Origin of the sequence: Rothia sp. (in: high G+C Gram-positive bacteria), from assembly GCF_030540545.1 — a bacterium.
Taxonomy (GTDB): domain Bacteria; phylum Actinomycetota; class Actinomycetes; order Actinomycetales; family Micrococcaceae; genus Rothia.
The window spans coordinates 221,084-239,871 of the sequence record NZ_JAUNVZ010000001.1 but is presented as its reverse complement, the minus strand read 5'-3'; the positions used below and the strand labels follow the sequence as shown (position 1 = coordinate 239,871).

The 18,788-nt window shown below is 57.4% G+C and carries 16 protein-coding genes and 2 tRNA genes; 5 read left to right on the top strand and 13 right to left on the bottom strand.

Annotated elements, in window-relative coordinates; all coding sequences use genetic code 11:
• Positions 1-29: 29 nt before the first annotated feature.
• From Q4P78_RS01130 to Q4P78_RS01105, 6 genes are all read right to left on the bottom strand, one after another.
• Positions 30-1,547, bottom strand: coding sequence for a dihydrolipoamide acetyltransferase family protein (locus tag Q4P78_RS01130; RefSeq protein ID WP_303338463.1), 1,518 nt, complete (start codon positions 1,545-1,547; stop codon positions 30-32).
• Positions 1,548-1,610: 63 nt separating this feature from the next.
• Positions 1,611-2,603 carry an alpha-ketoacid dehydrogenase subunit beta gene (locus Q4P78_RS01125; RefSeq protein WP_303338462.1) on the bottom strand — a complete coding sequence of 331 codons (993 nt, stop codon included), beginning with the start codon at positions 2,601-2,603 and terminating at the stop codon, positions 1,611-1,613.
• A complete protein-coding gene (locus Q4P78_RS01120; protein WP_368660886.1) occupies positions 2,603-3,721 on the bottom strand; it encodes a thiamine pyrophosphate-dependent enzyme in 1,119 nt (372 codons plus the stop codon). Before Q4P78_RS01120 ends, Q4P78_RS01125 begins: the two co-directional genes overlap by 1 nt.
• 317 nt (positions 3,722-4,038) lie before the next feature.
• On the bottom strand, positions 4,039-5,160 hold the full coding sequence (locus tag Q4P78_RS01115; RefSeq protein WP_303338460.1) for a histidinol-phosphate transaminase: 1,122 nt from the start codon (positions 5,158-5,160) through the stop codon (positions 4,039-4,041).
• Positions 5,161-5,193: 33 nt separating this feature from the next.
• Positions 5,194-7,434, bottom strand: coding sequence for a hypothetical protein (locus Q4P78_RS01110; protein WP_303338459.1), 2,241 nt, complete (start codon positions 7,432-7,434; stop codon positions 5,194-5,196).
• A 28-nt stretch (positions 7,435-7,462) separates the two neighbouring features.
• Positions 7,463-8,056 carry a hypothetical protein gene (locus tag Q4P78_RS01105; RefSeq protein ID WP_303338458.1) on the bottom strand — a complete coding sequence of 198 codons (594 nt, stop codon included), beginning with the start codon at positions 8,054-8,056 and terminating at the stop codon, positions 7,463-7,465.
• 337 nt (positions 8,057-8,393) lie between these two features.
• Between Q4P78_RS01105 and purB the strand changes: the two genes are divergently transcribed.
• Complete coding sequence (gene purB / locus Q4P78_RS01100) at positions 8,394-9,821, top strand: adenylosuccinate lyase (protein ID WP_303338457.1); 1,428 nt, start codon at positions 8,394-8,396, stop codon at positions 9,819-9,821.
• 111 nt (positions 9,822-9,932) lie between these two features.
• Here purB and Q4P78_RS01095 read toward each other — a convergent pair whose 3' ends face one another.
• Positions 9,933-10,856 carry a di- and tripeptidase gene (locus Q4P78_RS01095; RefSeq protein WP_303338456.1) on the bottom strand — a complete coding sequence of 308 codons (924 nt, stop codon included), beginning with the start codon at positions 10,854-10,856 and terminating at the stop codon, positions 9,933-9,935.
• Positions 10,857-11,310: 454 nt separating this feature from the next.
• On the opposite strand from Q4P78_RS01095, the gene Q4P78_RS01090 reads away from it, so the two are divergent.
• Positions 11,311-12,357: a DMT family transporter gene (locus Q4P78_RS01090; protein WP_303338455.1), complete on the top strand. Its 1,047-nt coding sequence runs from the start codon at positions 11,311-11,313 to the stop codon at positions 12,355-12,357.
• A 108-nt stretch (positions 12,358-12,465) separates the two neighbouring features.
• Here the strand turns inward: Q4P78_RS01090 and Q4P78_RS01085 are convergent, their stop codons facing one another.
• The gene (locus tag Q4P78_RS01085; RefSeq protein ID WP_303338571.1) at positions 12,466-13,284 is read right to left on the bottom strand and encodes a spermidine synthase; all 819 of its coding nucleotides are present in this window, start codon (positions 13,282-13,284) and stop codon (positions 12,466-12,468) included.
• Between the two features lie 5 nt (positions 13,285-13,289).
• Complete coding sequence (locus tag Q4P78_RS01080) at positions 13,290-14,018, bottom strand: DsbA family protein (protein WP_303338454.1); 729 nt, start codon at positions 14,016-14,018, stop codon at positions 13,290-13,292.
• A gap of 166 nt (positions 14,019-14,184) precedes the next feature.
• On the opposite strand from Q4P78_RS01080, the gene Q4P78_RS01075 reads away from it, so the two are divergent.
• A tRNA-Thr gene (locus tag Q4P78_RS01075) sits at positions 14,185-14,256 on the top strand.
• A gap of 124 nt (positions 14,257-14,380) precedes the next feature.
• On the top strand, positions 14,381-14,569 hold the full coding sequence (locus tag Q4P78_RS01070) for a hypothetical protein (protein WP_303338453.1): 189 nt from the start codon (positions 14,381-14,383) through the stop codon (positions 14,567-14,569).
• Between the two features lie 72 nt (positions 14,570-14,641).
• On the opposite strand, the gene Q4P78_RS01065 is transcribed toward Q4P78_RS01070, so the two are convergent.
• From Q4P78_RS01065 to Q4P78_RS01055, 3 genes are all read right to left on the bottom strand, one after another.
• Positions 14,642-15,550, bottom strand: coding sequence for a CoA ester lyase (locus tag Q4P78_RS01065; protein WP_303338452.1), 909 nt, complete (start codon positions 15,548-15,550; stop codon positions 14,642-14,644).
• A gap of 310 nt (positions 15,551-15,860) precedes the next feature.
• On the bottom strand, positions 15,861-16,352 hold the full coding sequence (locus Q4P78_RS01060; protein ID WP_303338451.1) for a dehydrogenase: 492 nt from the start codon (positions 16,350-16,352) through the stop codon (positions 15,861-15,863).
• A 108-nt stretch (positions 16,353-16,460) separates the two neighbouring features.
• Positions 16,461-17,480, bottom strand: coding sequence for an NAD(P)H-quinone oxidoreductase (locus Q4P78_RS01055; protein WP_303338450.1), 1,020 nt, complete (start codon positions 17,478-17,480; stop codon positions 16,461-16,463).
• 104 nt (positions 17,481-17,584) lie between these two features.
• Between Q4P78_RS01055 and Q4P78_RS01050 the strand changes: the two genes are divergently transcribed.
• Positions 17,585-17,672 (top strand) — tRNA-Ser (locus Q4P78_RS01050).
• 146 nt (positions 17,673-17,818) lie between these two features.
• Here Q4P78_RS01050 and Q4P78_RS01045 read toward each other — a convergent pair.
• Complete coding sequence (locus Q4P78_RS01045; protein ID WP_303338449.1) at positions 17,819-18,724, bottom strand: hypothetical protein; 906 nt, start codon at positions 18,722-18,724, stop codon at positions 17,819-17,821.
• Positions 18,725-18,788 lie beyond the last annotated feature (64 nt).

Sequence of the window (18,788 nt, the reverse complement as noted above, 5' to 3'; positions counted from 1 at the left end):
GGCGGGCTTCTATGGTTTAGCGCCTATATTTAGGAGTCCAGAAGCATTGCCGGCTCTTCAAGAATCGCGGCAACATCGGCCATAAAACGAGCCGAAAGGTCGCCGTCCAGCAGACGGTGGTCGAAGGAACCGCCCAGGGTAGTCACCCAGCGAGGAATCACTTCACCATCCACCACCCAGGGCTTCTGCTTGATGGTACCGAAGGCAACAATAGCAACCTCACCCGGGTTAATAATCGGGGTACCGGTATCAATACCCAGGGAACCAATATTGGTAATGGTCAGGGTACCGTTTGCCATCTCAGCAGGCTGAGTCTTACCCTCGCGGGCGCGGGTGGTCAGGTTATTCAGAGCCACCGCCAGCTCGCGCAGGGACAGCTCCTGAGCATCCTTAATATTGGGCACCATCAGACCGCGCGGGGTTGCCGCAGCAATACCCAGGTTCATATAGTGCTTAATCTGAATCTCGGAGTCGGTCCAGGTGGCGTTGACCTGCGGGTTACGCTCAGCAGCCCAAATCACGGCGGCAGCAAGCACCAGCAGCGGGGTCACCTTAATACCCTCAAAGTGGCGGGACTTCTTCAGACGCTTGACGAACTCCATGGTGCGGGTTGCATCCACATCCACAAAAATCGAGACGTGCGGGGCGGTAAAGGCGGAGTGAACCATAGCCTTAGCGGTCGCCTTGCGCACGCCGCGCACGAGGATACGCTCAATGCGGTCGCCGGTGCTCGTGGAGGGGTACCAGTGCTTATCGTAGGATTCCTGCACGTCGTTCAGGTGAGCCACGTAGTTGAGCAGATCCTGCTTGGTCACCTGGCCGCGGGAACCGGTGGGCGGTACCTGGGTCAAATCCACACCCATTTCCTTGGCGGCAAGGCGCACGGGAGGTGCCGCCAGGGTCTGTGCCACGGCGGGGGTTGCAGGTGCCTGGGGTGCCGTCTGTGCGGGTGCATTCTGGGTGCCGGTCAGACGCTGCACCACGGTGTTCAGGGGGCTATTTTCCACCAGCTTGGAGGCGCGGTCGGCAAGCTCGGAGAGCAGACCGGCATTGCGTCCGCCGGCGTCTACGGGCGCGTGACCCAGCAGGGGTTCTGCGGGGACTACGGGCTGTGCCGGTGCGCTGGCAGCTGCGGTAGCTACCGGGCTGGAGGCAATGGGCGCGGTGCGGGACTTGCGGGCGCGGCGCTTGACGGTATCGGCCTTGGGACCGGAACCGACCAGCGGGCGGGAATCGCTATCGGGCTCGGAGGTGACCGCCTCGGGCAGGGATTCTGCTGCCGGAGCGGGGGCGTCGCTACCGCTGGCTTCACCGCCGCTAATGGCGATGATGGGTGAGCCGGTCTCAACGGTGTCACCCTCGGCGGCGTAGAGCTTCTCTACGGTACCCGCGTAGGGGGAGGGTAGCTCCACCACGGATTTGGCGGTTTCGATTTCTACCAGCACATCGTTAATGGCGACCTGGGAGCCGACAGCTACCTTCCAGGAGAGAATTTCTGCTTCGGTCAGGCCTTCGCCCACATCGGGCAGCTCAAAAATCTGGGACATTCTAGCCTTTCGCTAGGGAATATAGATAAACATCTATATTCTTCGCGGGAATTTATTTAGTTCTTAGAGCTCGTACTCAAATGCTCGATCCACGGCATCCAGAATGCGATCCATATCGGGCACATACTCTTCCTCAACACCCGAAACGGGGTAGGGCAGGTAGTAGCCGCCCACGCGCATCACCGGGGACTTCAGGCTAAAGAAGCAACGCTCAGAAATAGCCGACGCGAGCTCACCACCCACACCACCAAAACGCGGTGCCTCGTGGGCAATAATCAGGCGGCCAGTCTTCTCCACCGAGGCAGCCACCGTGGGCACATCCATCGGGGAAATGGAACGCAGGTCAATCACTTCAACGGAGCGACCCTCTTCAGCAGCAGCTTCGGCAGCAGCAAGAGCGGTAGGAACCAGCGGGCCATAAGCAACAATGGTTGCGTCGGTACCCTCGCGAACCACCTGAGCCTTAAACGGGTCAAAGGAGGTATCCGAGAAGTCCACTTCACCCTTGAGCCAATAGCGACGCTTGGGCTCGAAAATAATAATCGGGTCGGGGTGTTCAATGGCCTTGCGGGTCATCCAATAGGCGTCGTGCGGGCTGGAGGGCGTAATAATACGCAGACCCGCGGTGTGAGCAAAGAGCGCCTCGGGAGACTCGGAGTGGTGCTCCACAGAGCCAATCAGACCGCCGTAGGGAATACGGATAGTCACCGGCACGGTGTACTGCTTATCGGTACGATTATGGATCTTTGCCAGCTGGCTGGTGATCTGGTCGTAACCGGGGAAAACGAAACCGTCGAACTGAATCTCGGGCACCGGGCGGTAGCCGCGCAGCGCCAGACCAATGGAGGTACCGATAATGCCGGATTCACCCAGGGGCGCATCCATCACGCGATGCTTACCGTGCTTAGCCATAAGACCCTCGGTAATGCGGTACACGCCGCCGAGCTGGCCAATATCCTCGCCCATCATAACGACCTTGGGGTCCTCGGTCAGGGCATCATCCAAGGCGCGAGTAATTGCCCTGGCAAGGGTCATGCGTTCAATCTGAGCACTCATTATTCCTCCTCGAAGCCTGCCATGTACTCGCGGTATTCCGCGCGTTCCTGCTCAACTTGCGCATGCGGGGCTGCATAGGCGCGGTCAAAGAAGTAGTCAAAGTCCGGCGCTTGCAGGTTCAATGCCACCTCGCGGGCGTAATCGGCGAGCTTCTGACCCTCCGATTCGATCTCTTCAAAGAAGGAATCATCAGCATAGGAGTTCTCGCGCAGGTACTTCTCCATGCGGATCAGCGGGTCGGCCTTGAGCGGACCTGCCAGGTCCTCATCGGTGCGGTACTTGGTGGGATCATCGGCAGTGGTGTGCGCGCCCAGACGGTAGGTTTCCGCCTCAATCAGCACGGGGCCTTCGCCCTTGCGGATTTTTTCCATGGCGTAGCGGGTAACAGCCAGGGTGCCGAGCACATCGTTACCGTCCACGCGCAGACCCTCAAAGCCGTAACCTGCGGCGCGGGTAGAAATCGGCACGCGGGACTGCACATCAAAAGGCACCGAAATAGCCCAGCGGTTGTTCTGCACAAAGAAGAGCACGGGTGCATCAAAGGAGGCAGCGAAGACCATTGCCTCGTGCACATCACCCTCGGTGGAGGTGCCGTCACCAAAGTAGCTAATGACCGAGGGCGGCACGCTATCGGTGGCGGGGTCGGTTGCCTGACCCTGGCCGGTCTGCAGCTGGCCGGTTTCTTCGGCAATGCGTGCATCGAGTTTCAGGCCCATGGCGTAGCCCACCGCGTGCAAGGTGGAGGCGCCGAGCACCTTGGTCAGCACGTGGTGATTGTGCTTGCGCGGATCCCAGCCGGCGGTTGCTGCGCCGCCGAAAATTTCGATGAGTCCCCGCACGTCCACACCGCGGTGCAGTGCCACTGCGTGTTCGCGGTACTGGGGGAAGATGTAGTCATTGGGCGCGAAGGCGAAAGCGGAACCAACCTGGGCTGCTTCCTGGCCGCGGCTGGGTACCCACAGGGCGAGCTTACCCTGGCGCTGCAGGGCGGTTGCCTCGTCATCGAAACGGCGGGTCAGATACATCAGGCGGTAGGCGTCACGCAGCAGGGATGCGTCAACATCCTGCACATAGGCGCTGAAAACCGGGTGTTCGTGGACGGTACCGTTTTCATCCATGAGCTGGATGCGTTCGGGTACGCCCGGGTATTGTTCGGTCACGTGTGTCTTACCTCCACACTTCAAGCGGGACGCTCCCCACCGACCCTTGAATTGGGCACGCCGGAAGAAAGCATGGGCATATAGAACCATTTTAGCGCGCTGAAGCTGAACAAAACCTGAAAATGACGCTAAATTTCGCCCCTATTGAACATTGATAGAAAAATTCTGTATATAGAATTTCATCAATATAGATAGAGAGCTAAGATACACTAAAGCCCCGTATAGCATTCCTTCACAAAGCACCATACGGGGCGTGATCTATCAGCTCCTAGAGCTTAGAGATTATGAGCAGCAAAGTCACGAGCCAGGGCAATCATGCGGTCATTGGCTTCATCTTCGCCAATACTTACGCGCACACCCTCGGTACCAAAAGCACGCACCGATAGAGCCTGAGCGGCTGCCGCCTGCACAAATTCGGGAGTCTTCTCCCCCAGCGGCAACCACACGAAGTTCGCGAAAGTACGAGGGAAAAAATATCCGGCGTCTTGCAGGGCTGCAACCACCCGTTCACGCTCAGAAACCAGGTGGTTCACGCGCTCCATCACCTGATCCTCGTGGTCAATGGATGCAACGGCAGCCTCTTCAGCAATGGACGTCACCGCAAAGGGAGTCGCCGCAACACGCAGGTAGCGGGTAATAGCGGGCTGGGAAATGGAGTAGCCCACGCGCAGGCCCGCCAGACCCTGAGCCTTAGAGAAGGTACGCAGCAGCACCAGATTCGCGTACTCCCCGTAGAGATCCACACCGTTCACGGGTGCTTGTTCCCCGGGTTCCAGGGGCGAAACAGAGCAGAACTCGAAATAGGCTTCGTCCAAAACCACCACAATATCTTTGGGCACGCGCTCCATAAAGGAACGCACCTGAGATTCGCTCAGCACGGTGCCGGTGGGGTTATTGGGGGTGCACAGCAAAATCACACGGGTACGCTCGGTAATGGCGGCGAGCATAGCCTCCAAATCGTGGGAGCCGTCGGGCAGATTGGGCACCTGCACGCTGGCTGCCCCGGCAAGACCCACCAGAATGGGGTAGGCCTCGAAGGAACGCCAGGCGTAGATGACCTCGTCCCTACTGCCGTCGGCATTGGCTCCGGCAAAGGTTTTAATGATCTGTTCCAGGGCGCCCAAGCTTCCGGCACCGGTAACGATGTCCGCGGCGGGTACGTTCAGGCGTTCGGAGAGGCGTTCGCGCAGGCGGGTGCTCAGCGGGTCGGGGTAGCGGTGCACCCTGGTGAAATCAGCTAGGATGCGCGCCACCTCGGGCACGGGCCCGTGCGGGTTTTCATTGGAGGAGAGTTTGTACTGCGTGAGCCCTTCTACCGGTGCAGGGGGCTTGCCCGCCGCGTATTCGGGCAGGCTGCTAAAAACCGGTCGGGGGCGTATTTGCTGTGTATCACTCATGCTCTCCAGTATAATCCCGCCCGCTCCGCTGGCTTAGTAGCTTCCTCCGTCTCCCGTGCCGATAAGCGCTAATCGCTCTTGCATTTCTTCGGTGCTCATTCCCGAACTATATCCCTCGTTCATAAAGATTCGAGGATCGGGATTGGCCGGATCCATTTTCTCCCCCGGGATATAGGGAAGAGGCGGGTCAAAGGACGGAACTTCCAATCGGTCAATGGGACTATTGGGCTCGATCGGATATATCGGTTCAACGGGCAGGATCTTTGGATACAGGTCAGGATTCTCAGGGGACTCAATGAAATCCGACCAGGCTCTATCAATAGAATCGCGCAGAGAATCAAAAGAACCACCGGGAGTAAAATGCTTCTCTATATCCGGAAGCTGAGACACACCGGGAATAGGATCAGCTCCGCCGGGTAGCCTGCCCAGGGGAATGGCATGGGTTTTACCATCGCCGTGATAGGGCATAGGAACACTGTCGAGACGGCCGTCCTCAAGGCTTCCGTTCCAGCGGTACACCGTATTCTGCGGATCATCCCATTGGTGCGGTCGCACACTATTTTCCCGGGGTGATAGTACCGAAGAATTCATAGAGCCTACGCTTCCCTCAGGAATAGCAGCCATAGCACTTTCTGCTATGCCCGGCTGAGACGTGGGGGTAGATTCCGTATAGCGATCGGTGGGAGGCTTACGCATAGCACTTTGGCTCAGAAAATCTCTCGCAGCATCCTCGTTATATCCTCCATTGCCAAGTGTTTTAAGGGCTTGCATAGCTCCGTCAAGGGCATTAATTCCCGGATGTCCAGCAGTGGTACCGGTATAGACAGCTGAACGCTCAGCTTCATACTTATGTGCATTGGTGTCGCCCATTATACGAATTGCTTCTTCACCCTCGGAAATACTCGTGTGATAGTGATTCATATCGTGAGTACTCTTATCGGGCTCAGGAGCATCGGGATACTTTGAACGGTCAAGAACCACATGGGTGTCTCCGGGACGTTCCTCCCATTTATCGCCGGTAATAATATGCGGCACTGGGTCTTTAATGTCCTGATATTGATGTACCTTGAACTTCTTATCTCCTCTATCCTCAAGATGTTCAATGGGTGCACCGTAGGTATAAACATTTCCCACATTGTAGCGACCGTAGAACTCATTATTATTTGCCAGCAGGTAGGCGGTTGCGCCGCCCTGGGAATGACCGGTGAGGTTAATGGTGCATTTATCCCTCGGCAGCTTATCAATCCCCAAAGCTCGAAGCTGCTTATCCACCAGCTGCATATAGGGAGCAGAATCTTTCAGCGCATCAGTAGAACGCGCATGAGCCAAACTACCATTAGCGTAGACACTTGCCGGGTCGTTTAATTTTTTCGCGTCACCATCGGTACCCGGAATATATACTTCAACAATATATTGGCCGCTTTGGGGATCCTGATAGACATCGACCAGGGGCTCCGCATAGCTGCCCGAGGTTCGTTTCTCTTCCTCCTCTCCATATTGCATATCGTTAGCTTCCTTCATACGTCGCGCGCGTTCATCGGCGTTCAGAGGAGGATGCGCGGGCATATTGTCCTTGTCTATCTCGTGCAAGCGACCATCACGAATCTTAGGAGCTTGGGGGTCATAGCCAAAGAGGCGCTGGATAGCCTGAAATGACCCTTGGGTAATCGCATCTGCCCAGACTCCAGAAACCCCAAAACCCATCAAGAGACGCTTAATCCTGTCCACTGCAGCATCAGGATACAAATATTTCGCCACGTTATAGGCCTTAGACCCAAAAGCTGCGAGCACTCGCATTGCTGGAATTGCTGCTTGCCATATAGTCTCTTTAGTCTCGTTCCACCACTGCCCTAAATTCTGTCCGAAAGCAGAAAAAAGACCCTTGGCACGGTCAAAAACCTTGGAGGGAATGGAGCGAGCGCCATTCATAAATGAACCGAATGCTCCCATAACAGCCTGCTCGGCGCTTTCATAGCCGTGATAGGCAGCCATGACATTGGCAGAGGTTTTGCCCATATTCTGCCCCAGGGCGCTAAGACCGCTTCCCGCCCGGGCAGCCTGCGCTGCTGCTTCACGCCCCGAAGCTGCTACCAGCAGGGGGAGAGCTTTGGGAGCTGCTGCAACTAAAGACATAGTCTGGGCGCCATATGAGGAGCCCACCTGATTGACAGAGTGAGCCAATCCAACCAGTTGCTCTTTATCTACGTCAATAGTTGCATGACCCGTCAACTGGCCGCCTGCAGCGGCGGGCATAGCCTGCTCTATTGTGCTCATTATCTATCCTTTCTGATCTGTTATCGTTTTAGGGAACGAAGCATCCCTGGGGAATGCTTGATTTTGCTTGCTCAATGAGCGAATTAAGGTTGTTCTGTATCTGCTGACCGCCTAAGTCTGCAATAACCGAGCCGATATCCTGAGCCTCTGTAGCTCTGTGTAGGTGGTCAGCGGCGGTCTGGATAAAATCTTCTACCTGCTTAGCCATAGCGGAGATAGCGGCAGCTTTTCCTTCAAGCTGGGCGGCTACTTCTTCTCCCGCTGCTAAAAAGCCCTGGGCTGCTTGGCCGGTCAGCATTGCCATGCGTCCAGCCTCGATACAGTGCTCATCCAGGCGGTCTCTGTATTTCTGACCGGCGACAGATTTCCAATATTCTGCTTGTAATTCCGCGCTGGAGCGATTGCGTGTTTGAAGGATTTCTTCTCTCTCCTGCTCAAGCTCTCGGTAGAGGCTTTTACCCAGTTCGCGCATTGCTTGGGCGGCAGCGTGCAAAGCGGCAATTGCCGGGCCAGCTGCCAGGGTTGATATTCCGTGGGAGGCAATATCGCCCAGGATCTCTCCCATATTGGGGGGTTCGTATCCCGGTTCTTCGGGGGCTATATTTTCGTTTTCTTCTGCCATGGTTCTCTCCTTCTGATCTCGTACCTGTGGTGTAGGTTCCGGTGTATCCAAGAGTAGAGAGCTTTAGCGGCTGTTTTTTGTAATTACATAAAATCTGTGGATAAGTAGTGCGCTTTCTATCAAATAGAAAGTTATCCACAGGCTAAACTGCCAAAATCAGTCGTTATGTGCGTAAATATGACAGATTTTTCTCTCTTTTATGACTTTTTATGACGGGCACCCGCTGTCCCCTACCGGGTCTCCATGCACGGCACCCACACGCGAATCCCATATTTAAAGCCGTCCACAATGTGCACCAGCCCGCACCCGGCGAACCCGAATATGAGAAGATAGAACTATGTCTGAAAACACTCTTTTGCCCTCCGGCCGTATCGACCTGGGCGACGGCACCCTCGCCCTCGGCCCCCTGGACGGTCGCTACGCATCCGTCACCGCGCCCCTGACCAACTACCTGTCCGAAGCCGCTCTGAACCGCGACCGCATCCATGTTGAGGTTGAATGGTTCATCTACCTGTGCGAGCACCGCGTACTGCCCGGTCTTGAGCCGCTGAGCGATGAGCAGAAGCAGGGTCTGCGCGCCATCGTGACCGACTTCAACGCTGACTCCGTTGCAGAGCTGGCAGAGATCGAAGCCGTCACCGTACACGATGTGAAGGCTGTTGAGTACTACATTGGTCGCCGCCTGCCCGCCCTGGGTCTGGAGCACCTGGTGCCCCTGGTTCACTTCGGCTGCACCAGCGAAGACATTAATAACCTCTCCTACGCCCTGGGTATTAAGGACGCTTTCGAGAACGTCTGGCTGCCTGCAGCACAAAACCTGGTACAGGTTCTGCTGGACCTGGCTGAAGAGGGCCGCAATGTGCCTATGCTCTCGCGCACTCACGGCCAGCCCGCAACCCCCTCCACCCTCGGCAAGGAACTAGGTGTGCTGGCATGGCGTCTGAAGCGCCAGATTAAGCACGCGCAGGCTACCGAATTCCTGGGTAAGATCAACGGCGCAACCGGCACCTACTCCGCTCACTACGCGTCGGTGCCCACCGCCGATTGGCAGCAGATTTCTCGCGGTTTCGTTGAGCACCTGGGTCTGACCTGGAACCCGCTGACCACTCAGATTGAGTCTCACGACTGGCAGGCTGAGCTCTACTCCGATATTGCGCACTTCAACCGCGTGCTGCACAACCTGTGCACCGATGTGTGGAGCTACATTTCCATCGGTTTCTTCCGTCAGATTCCCGTGGCGGGTGCAACCGGTTCCTCCACCATGCCGCACAAGGTGAACCCGATTCGTTTCGAAAACGCAGAGGCTAACCTGGAGCTCTCCAACGCTCTGCTCGATTCCCTGGCTTCCACCCTGGTGACCAGCCGCTGGCAGCGCGATCTGACCGACTCTTCGGCTCAGCGCAATATTGGTGTGGCTTTCGGTCACTCCGTGCTGGCTATTTCCAATGTGGTCAAGGGTCTGCAGCGCCTGGATATCGCTACCGACACCATTTCCGCTGATCTGGACGCCAACTGGGAGGTCCTGGCCGAGGCTATTCAGATGGTTATGCGCGCCGAGGCTATTGCAGGTGTTGAGGGCATGGAGAACCCCTACGAGCGTCTGAAGGAACTAACCCGCGGTCACCGCGTGGATGCAGCTCGCCTGAAGGAATTCGTGGCGGGTCTGGGCCTGTCCGAGCAGGCTGCTGCTCGCCTGTCCGAGCTGACCCCGCACACCTACATTGGTGTTGCTCCCACTCTGCTGGATCACGCAAAGAATGCCTAATCTCTAGCTCACCATTGGTGGGTTAACCCAAAAGGATGGGGCGGGAAGTAGTACTTCCCGCCCCATCCTTTTAACGCAATGCGCCTGTATCTATACGGCAGTTGCTCCGCTTTAGCGCCCCATCATACGACGGTGAGCCGCACCGGGATTCTGCAGACCGTGAGAGTGCGCATCGTGACTAGCGGTCTCTTCATGCGCTGCCTTCTGCTTGCGGCGCTTCATAACAGCCTTTGCAGCGCCCACAGCGCCGCCAGTTAAAGCTCCGGCGATCTTTGCGCCGCGCTTACGCGGGGCGGGTGCGTTTTCCACCGTTGCATCACTAAAACGCGGTGCTCGCACGGGCAGAGTCAGCTCAGGCGGGAAGTAGGTGGGCGCCTCGCCGAAGGCTTCGCGGGTGCTGCGAATAACCTCGCGGCCCAGGGCAAGGTTCGCGCCGCCACCGACCACGGCACCCACGCCGAAGGGAATGGCGCGGCCCATCATCATGCCTGCCTGGCGCCCCATAAAACGCTTAATGAACATATTGCGCAGAGCGCGCTCCACGCTGAACATCTTGGAGTTGGAGCCCATGAGCATACCCCACTGGTTCGAGAGCATGCCCGCGCGACCGTTCTTTGCCAAGATGCTGGTGATCAGCTGCGAGCCTTCTTCGCCGAGCATGAGCGCCATAACCATGGAGCGTGCCGCTTCGGGGTCGATGACGTGCACACCGTGCAGTTCTGCGATCGCCTGGGCGAAGATCGCGGTGCGTTCCAAATAGCCACCAATAGCGACCACGGACAAACCCACGGAGGTTACGGTACCCACGCCGGGCACAAAGGAGGATGCGCCGGTCACGCCACCGATGGCGGTCACATCGCGCAGGTATTGCTTTTCCAGGCGCTTTTGCAGCTGGGCGGGGGTTTCGTGCGGGTACTTTTCACGCAGTGCCTTGACCAGGGCCAGTACCAGGGGGCGCTGTACGCGCAGTACATTATCCAGGGCGGTGGTGAGTGCCGGCTTGGGGTTGCCGTTGTTATCGAATAGAGACTTCATGGGGTCTAGCATGGTTTTAGTAAATCATGCTTTTCTGAATATTGGGTGTGTGACGGGCGCGCAGAGCCTGATTTATTTCTCTCGTTCGCTCAGGGCTGTGTTTGGACAGGTTCTCCCCTGGTTTTCCTCGCACCCCGCTTTTCTCCTCGCGCGTGTCGCATATTCGCACCGCGCTAACGCCATAGAATCCAGCGGTATGTTTATAGCCGTTCCGGCGCTGCATGCCCGTATATTTCGCTGTCTTTGTCCCTATCTATACCCCGGTAATTATGTCTATGCATTGAGTGAATATTTTTCATAATTTGGTGACGTTCAGCCGGCAAACCGGTTAGGTATGTGTCCCATCTCATGCGTAGAATGGGGATAACGTTTCTATCAAAAAGCAAGGGTGCTCCAGCACAGCTTTAGGCACCCTGTACGAGTGCCGCATAGTTCGCGGCGGTAAAGGATTGGTATGGCGGCTTCTTCCGCGTCTGCGCGTTCCCCGCTAGCTTCGCAGGGTATGGGTATTGCCTACGCCCTGGGTGCTATTTTATCGATTCAATTTGGTTCGGCGCTGGCTAAGCAGCTCATGCCCGAGCTGGGTGCTTGGGGCGTGGTGGGTATTCGCTTACTCTTCTCCTCCATTGTTCTGCTCGCGATTTTCCGCCCGGCGTTTACCACCTGGACCCGCCAGCAGTGGCGCTCGGTGATTATTCTGGGCGTGGCTCTTTTTGGCGCGAATGGTTTTTTCTATGTGGCGATTGAGCAGATTCCGCTGAGCATTGCGGTGGCTATTGAGTTCATGGGTCCGCTGGTGCTGGCTACGGTTCTTTCGCGCCGTAAGAGTGATTTGATTTGGATTGGTCTGTCCTTTGCGGGTATGGCTCTGCTGACCAGTGAGTCTCAGGCTAAGCCCGAGGATTTCGCGCTGGTGGGTATTATTTTTGCGGTGCTGACCGCTATTAGCCGTGCGGCGTATATTCTTGCGACCGAGAAGGTGGGCGCAACTATCCCGGGTATGGGCGGCATGGTGATGGGCAATGTTGTCTCTACCGCGCTGACCCTGCCTTTCTCCTTTATGGTGAATTGGGATCAGCTTTCGGGTCTGCCCTCGAACCCTAATCTTCTGCCGATTCTGTGGGCTGGTTTCATTATGAGTATGCTAGCTTCGGCTCTGCCCTCCCTGGCGGAGATTTCGGCGCTGCGTCTGCTGCCGTCCAGCGTGTACAGTGTGCTGCTGAGTATGGAGCCGGCTATCGCTACTCTGGCGGGTCTGTTGATTCTGGGTGAGCAGTCTTCGGTAATTCGTTGGGGTGCTATTGCTCTGCTGGTTGCTGCGAGTGTAGGTATTACTCTGGCTCATGCCAAGGCGGAGCGTACCGCGCTGGCAGCCGGTGAGGATCCTCAGCAGCATGCGCAGGAGTTCCTTCCCGGTGCTGTAGAGACCACCGGTGCGGATATGGTCTATAAGGCGGAAACCGGCTCTATTCCGGTCATTGATCCGACTCAGAAGAATTAGCACTCTGAATATAGCGATCAAGGGGGCGTGCAGGATAGTATCCTGCACGCCCCCTTGATCTATTCTTCTACATGTCTGCTCTTGCTCAAGAGCTAAGGCTATAAGGTTCTACGCACCGGCAAGCGCCGCTAAGAATTCGCGCAGCTGCTCAGTCTCCAGTACTTCAGCCGGGTGCGGGCCGCGGGCGTAGAGCGCGTCGGCTGTGTCTTCGTCCAGCTCTCGGTCGGTGGCTATGAGCACCAGATTGCCTTCGTTATTCCCGGTGAACATGCTGGATTCAGCCAGGCACCAAACGTGATCAAAGATTTCTAGCAGTGCCGGTGCCTGCTGCTGGAAGAAGGGTAGTCCCCTATCATCTCCCACATTGACTGCCAGCACGCCTCCGGGCGCCAAAAGCTCTTTGAGCTCTGCGTAGTACTCGCGGTTCGCCAAGTGCGCGGGAGCATCTACTCCGGTGAAAATATCCAGGATAAGCGCATCGAATGCGGCGCCGTCCACATATCCGGGCAGTTCGGGTAGCACCTCGCGCGCATCGGCGGTTACCAGGGCGCAGGAGGTACCTGCAGGCAGGGGCAGAATATCGGTGATGAAGGAGAGCATTTGCGGCTCAATATCCACCGCTACCTGTGCCGAGCCGGGGCGGGTTGCCTGAATATAGCGTGCCAGGGTCAGGGCACCGGCGCCCAGGTGGGCGGCAATAATGGGTTCGCCGCTGGGGCGCACCAGATCAATCACATTGGCAATACGGCGCAGGTATTCGTAGAAGACATAGGCGGGGTCGCCCAGGTCCACATGGGATTGTTCGGCATCCCCAATTTCGAGCACGTAGCCGTTGTCGCTAAAGCCGTCGGAGTGAATGGTGGCGCGCGCGTTAGCGTAGCGCAGCTGAACTCCGGCCTCGGCGCGGGCTTGGCGCGCGGGGTCCATTAGGCTCATGCGATACCCGCGACCTTCTTAAAGAGGGCAACCATATCGTCCGCGCCGGTCTGGGAGGAGATCTGTTCGCCGCTGAGCACGGTTTCGGTGCCGTCCTTGGTCAGCACGAAGCTGGGGGTGCCTTTGACTCCGATTTCAATCGCGTGGTTCATATCGGAGGTGATCAGCTGGGCGCTTTCATCGCTGCGCGCGTCCTTGTGGTAGCGGTCCATGTCCAGTCCTAGGGACTGGGCGTACTGGGCAAATTTCGCTTCTGCGCTTGCCACATCGGGGAGGCTCTTCCATTCGCTCTGGGTGGCAAAGAGCTGGCGTGCCATTTCCAGGTGCTTACCCTGGTTTTCTGCTGCCTGTACCGCCAGCGCGGAGGTTCCCGCGTGGGGGTGGATTTTCAGCAGGGGTAGGTGGCGCACGGTCAGGTTCAGGGTGCCTTCGAGCTGGCGTGCGGCTTCTTCAAAGTTGGGTTCTGCTTTGGCGCAATAGGGGCACTGGTAGTCGGTGTAGAGGGTGATGGTGGGTGCCTTCTCTACGGTGCTATTGAGGTGGTAGCCGCTGTCATTGCGCAGTCCGCTGTTCTCCAAGCCGGGGTAGCCGGTGGTTGCTGCGGGGCTTTGGGTGGGGCTGCCGGTGCCCTGGGTGTCTTTGGTGGCGGTGCATGCGCTCAGGGCGATGAGCGCCAGGGGTGCGCCTGCGCCTAGCAGCGCGCGCCGAGTGATATGTTCTGTCATGGGGGCTCCTTTGTGGTGATGTTCTTTAATTCTACGGTGCATTTATCTCTTGACCGCTTCTTGAACTATTGACTCCCCTCACGTTGTTCTATAACCGGTGGGCGGTTCGCTTTGGGCGCTTTTTCTTGATAGTATGGGCTGGTATTGAGTCTGCAACTCAGTATGCGCCTCTATAGCTCAGTGGTAGAGCAGCTCCCTCGTAAAGAGCAGGTCACCGGTTCAAATCCGGTTGGGGGCTCAGCTAAAACCCTCGGTTCGCCGAGGGTTTTTGTGTATTCCTTTGCTGGTTATTCAGCGTTTTCCAGTCCGGGTGCGTAGAATAGTGCTCGTACCCTGTGACCCGTTTTTCAAGGAGAGAGAGCATGTCTCGTTCCGGCCTGCGTTTTACGCTTACTTTTATTGTGCTGTTGCTTCCGCTAACGGGTGTGTGGTTTTTCTACCGCTGGACCTTTGGGGATGAGGCGAGCGTAGTGGTGCCTCTGGTGTTGGGTGCACTGACTTCCTTTCTGTGCGCCTATGCTCTGACCGGTGGTTCCAAGCCCCATAACTAAGCTGTTAAATTCAAGCGACCCCGCCTCATGCCTGAGGCGGGGTCGCTGAGTTTATAACGCTAGGTTCCGGGCTTATTTAGCCTTCTTGAAGCGCTCATCAATGGCCGGCTGAGCGTTTTCCTTGAAGTGGCTGACGGGCTTATCCCACAGGCCGTAGACCTTTGCCAGTTCGGCGATCTTCTTGGCACGCAGGAAGCGCGGCAGGTAGGAACCGTCCTTGGGGCCGTCCAGCGGCACATCCAGCAGGTTGTGCGCGTCGGCGATTTCTGCCTCGCTGGGCGAGAAGGCACGGTTAATGGTGTCTGCCTGCTTGTGGTCCAGGGTGATCTTGCCGGTCATGCCGTGCACGCTGCCGTGGCGGCATGCCTCGATCAGATCGAAGCCCTGCTTGCCCAGGGAGGGGCCGTCAATGGGGCCGGGCAGACCGCCCAGGGTGGAGGCAATAACCAGCTGGGAGCGGACATATGCCAGTGCCATGGGGTCGTCGGTTGCGCCGGTGTCGCGGCGGTAGTCGCCCACGCCGAATGCCAGGCGGAAGGTGCCGATTTCCTGGGCGATCTTCACGCAATTGTGTACACCCAGTGCGGATTCAATCAGGGCAATAATGGGGGTGCCGGTGCCGAGCTCTTCGGCGGTACGTGCCACGTCGGTGGCGTGTTCTGCGGTTGCGAGCATGACGCCGCGCAGGCCCTTCAGGCCGCGCAGTGCTTTAACGTCCTTCCACCAGTGTTCGGTGGTGATGGCGTTAATGCGTACCCATGCGACAACATTATCGCTGAGCATTTCTACAATGCGTGCGCGTGCTTCGTCTTTTTCTTCCGGGGGGCAGCCGTCTTCCAGGTCCAGGATGATGGAGTCGGCTTCGCTGGCGAATGCTTGTTCCATATCTTCTTCGCTGGAGTTACCACGAACCAGCAGCCAGGAACGGGAGAGACTGGGGCGTAGCGCCATGGCGCGTTCATTACGGTGGAAGTCGATCACGGTTCGCCTTCTTCTTTCGGGTGAATGTGTTAGCCGTCTTTAAGTGTATGTCTACCTTTAGACCCATACGAACTGAGGTTGCCCTTAGTAAATTGAGGGTATCCTGCAGCTCTGAAAATTTTTCCCGCGAAATTCCGGCTCTCTTCAGTTTTCCTACCCAATACAGCCCATTTTTTTGGGCAAAAGTTCCGGCGCTAGATAGCTTCATACCGAATGCGATAACCTCATCCGAACCACCCTGTACCCGTAGACGAAAGGGCGGGCACCCGCTACACGCGAGCGCCCGCCCCTTAATCTTTAAAGGCTAGGTCTACGACACCAATTCCATATCCTGCTGCTCCTGCAGGGCGCGAGCAATCAGCCCTTCAGCCTCCTGCACATGCTCCACCACGGTCTGTACGCGGCGTTCTACGGTAACCTGGCGAGTGCATCCGGAGCTGCAATCGCCAAAGCAGCGAGCCATGGCTAGAGCCTCGGCGCACAGGGCGGCAGCATTACCGGCGCGGGAGAGGGCGCGGTGAATATCGGAGAAGGTGCCATTCGGGGAGTAGGGAATATCGGTGTCCATACTCGGGGCAATGCGGTGCGCCTCCATGGCGATGGCGCGCACGCGCGGAATCAAATCGGCAAGTTCATTAGCGCTGGGTACGACCAATTCGATCATATCGGTGCCCGCTAATCGTTCAAGCACCTGATGAAAACGGTCGATTCCGCGCAAGAAGCGGTCGTGAGCGCGGCGCCATACGCCTTTGCCCAATTCTGCGTCGTCACGACGGGATTGGAGGAAGTCTTTGAGCCCCACGCTCACTCCTTTCAATGCCGGAAGATACTTAAGATATATCTAAGGGTACCCTAAATTTTACTTTAGTGACAGCCCGTCCGTATATCTTCCCCTCATCTACCCCAAACTCTAGGGAACCAGCAGCACCTTACCGAAATAGGCGCCTCCGTCAAAGTACTCGTGCGCAGCAGCTGCGCGATCCAGATCAAAGGTGGAATCCAGCGCCGGGGAAATCAGACCGCGCTCATACAGCGGCAGCACCTCGCGACGTACACCGGCAATAATGCGCGCCTTATCCTCTGCACCGCGCGAGCGCAGGGAGGTTGCGTGTACCGACAGGCGGCGGGTGAGCATAAGCCCCATATCCAGCTCGGCGCGAGCACCACCCTGCAAACCAATAATGGTCATATGGCCGCTATCGGCAAGGGAGTGCAGATTATCGTTCAGGTAGGGAGCGCCCACCACATCCAGAATATAGTTCACGCCAACAGAGTTGGTTTCGCGCTCAATGACCTCACGGAAGGACTCTTCACGGTAGTTAATGGCGACCAGACGCTCGGAATCCGCACCCAGCTCACGACCCAGAGAACGGATAAACTCACACTTCTCCTCGCTACCGGCGGTGGCAAAGACGCGCGCACCGGCAGCCAAAGCCAGCTGAATAGCGTGGGCGCCAATACCGCCCGAGCCGCCGTGAATCAGCACGGACACCTCGGCATTATCCGCCGGGTTCAGGCTCATACCGCAGGTGGTGACAAGATTGGAGTAGACGGTGGCGGCAACCTCGGGAATACCGCCCGCCTCAATCAGGGACACACCGGCGGGAATGGGCATAATATGGCGGGCATCTACGGCAACATATTCGGCGTATCCGCCGGATGCCATCAGAGCCATCACCTGATCCCCCACAGCCCAGCCGCTCACCTGAGAGCCGATGGCCTCAATGGTTCCGGAGACTTCCAGGCCGTAGATATGGGAGGCACCTGCCGGAGGCGGGTAGTGGCCGCGGCGCTGCAGGGCGTCGGCGCGGTTTAGACCCGCGGCGGCAATCTTAATGAGCACCTGGTGCTCCTGCACTTGAGGCAGGTCAATCTCGCTGACCGTGAGCACCTCGGGGCCGCCGTGGGCTTCTTCAATAATGGCGCGCATGGGGTGTTTCTCCTTCGCTGATAGGTGTGTCATGATTTATAGTTTTAGCTTAGCTCATGCCATAATGGGCGGGTAGCATGTGCGCTGTGAGCGTGCATCACATTGGATGGTTGTCCGAGCGGCCGAAGGAGCTGGTCTTGAAAACCAGTAGGCGGTAGCCCCGTCTCAAGGGTTCAAATCCCTTACCATCCGCGTAGCAAAGCCCCGTGCGTTCCTTGATTTTCCAAGGGTTTGCGCGGGGCTTGGTGTATATACACTGGCTTTGTGGCTCCATGGCGGCTCCGCACTGCGCAGCAAAGCCCCGTATCGTATTGATACGGGGCTTTTAACGTTTTAGCTTAGGCCCTTGACGCAAAAGTAATAATCAAGCCGATAACTACCCATACTAAGCACAGAGCAGCGCCAATACGTGCCATGGTTTTACCATTCTCACCGTAATATCCGAGTCGTTCTGCCTCATCGGCTTTAGAGTGAGCAAGCCAGCTGAAGATAGCCACAAACAGGAACATGCCAAACAGGGCACCACAGACAAGAGCCAAAATACCGAAGGTACGGGAGCTCTTTGCCAGATCAGCACCCTGCTGGGCATAGGCGGGATTGTACATTCCCGGCTGAGCACCGTAGCCGCCCTGATATCCGGGTGCTTGGTAGCCCGCCTGAGGCTGATACCCCGGCTGTGCCTGATAGGGCGCTGCGGCAGGTGCCGGTGCCGCATAGCCGCTACCTGCAGGAGCATAGCTGGGAGCGGGAGCGCTCGCCTGCGGTACAGCGTTCGGAGGAACCGCAGCCTGCGGGGGTACAGTAGCTTGGGGAGGCACAGCTGCTTGAGGGGGTACAGCGGGCTGAGAATAGCCGGGTGCCGGGGCAAGCGCCTCCGGAGCCGGTGCCGGGGCGGAACCCGCATAGGGATCCAGGCTGCGAATCATTGCCGGGGAAGCCACCACGGTCGGCTCATCGTAGAAGTCGCCCTCAGAGCTGGCATATGAAGATTCACTATCACGCGCGGAGGAAATGCTTTCGCTGGCGCTAATCTGCTCGCCCGCCGAGATCGAGAGCTCGCTCGGGGCGGTAGCCTCAGCGTTCGAGGAAGATGAGCCGGTACCCTCATCGAGGATTTCGCGATAGAGCTGAGCGTATTGTTCCGGGCTCATGGGTACCGTTTCATCGCCATTGAGGTTCTCGGGGTAGGGGCGGGTTTCATCCCAGTCCCTGGGGCGGGCGTTAGGGTGTAGATTCTCTGACATTCTCTCTCCATCGGTGCGTGATGTGCAGGTATTTAAAGTATAGGCTCTCGGCGTGTGCATATGC

What these genes read in the sequence shown, in the direction of transcription:
- Q4P78_RS01045 (WP_303338449.1), bottom strand. Translation starts at nt 18,724, where the DNA reads ATGTCAGAGAATCTACACCCTAACGCCCGCCCCAGGGACTGGGATGAA.
- purB (WP_303338457.1), top strand. Translation starts at nt 8,394, where the DNA reads ATGTCTGAAAACACTCTTTTGCCCTCCGGCCGTATCGACCTGGGCGAC.
- Q4P78_RS01105 (WP_303338458.1), bottom strand. Translation starts at nt 8,056, where the DNA reads ATGGCAGAAGAAAACGAAAATATAGCCCCCGAAGAACCGGGATACGAA.
- Q4P78_RS01055 (WP_303338450.1), bottom strand. Translation starts at nt 17,480, where the DNA reads ATGCGCGCCATTATTGAAGAAGCCCACGGCGGCCCCGAGGTGCTCACG.
- Q4P78_RS01120 (WP_368660886.1), bottom strand. Translation starts at nt 3,721, where the DNA reads ATGGATGAAAACGGTACCGTCCACGAACACCCGGTTTTCAGCGCCTAT.
- Q4P78_RS01110 (WP_303338459.1), bottom strand. Translation starts at nt 7,434, where the DNA reads ATGAGCACAATAGAGCAGGCTATGCCCGCCGCTGCAGGCGGCCAGTTG.
- Q4P78_RS01125 (WP_303338462.1), bottom strand. Translation starts at nt 2,603, where the DNA reads ATGAGTGCTCAGATTGAACGCATGACCCTTGCCAGGGCAATTACTCGC.
- Q4P78_RS01070 (WP_303338453.1), top strand. Translation starts at nt 14,381, where the DNA reads ATGTCTCGTTCCGGCCTGCGTTTTACGCTTACTTTTATTGTGCTGTTG.
- Q4P78_RS01130 (WP_303338463.1), bottom strand. Translation starts at nt 1,547, where the DNA reads ATGTCCCAGATTTTTGAGCTGCCCGATGTGGGCGAAGGCCTGACCGAA.
- Q4P78_RS01085 (WP_303338571.1), bottom strand. Translation starts at nt 13,284, where the DNA reads ATGGACCCCGCGCGCCAAGCCCGCGCCGAGGCCGGAGTTCAGCTGCGC.
- Q4P78_RS01090 (WP_303338455.1), top strand. Translation starts at nt 11,311, where the DNA reads ATGGCGGCTTCTTCCGCGTCTGCGCGTTCCCCGCTAGCTTCGCAGGGT.
- Q4P78_RS01115 (WP_303338460.1), bottom strand. Translation starts at nt 5,160, where the DNA reads ATGAGTGATACACAGCAAATACGCCCCCGACCGGTTTTTAGCAGCCTG.
- Q4P78_RS01095 (WP_303338456.1), bottom strand. Translation starts at nt 10,856, where the DNA reads ATGAAGTCTCTATTCGATAACAACGGCAACCCCAAGCCGGCACTCACC.
- Q4P78_RS01080 (WP_303338454.1), bottom strand. Translation starts at nt 14,018, where the DNA reads ATGACAGAACATATCACTCGGCGCGCGCTGCTAGGCGCAGGCGCACCC.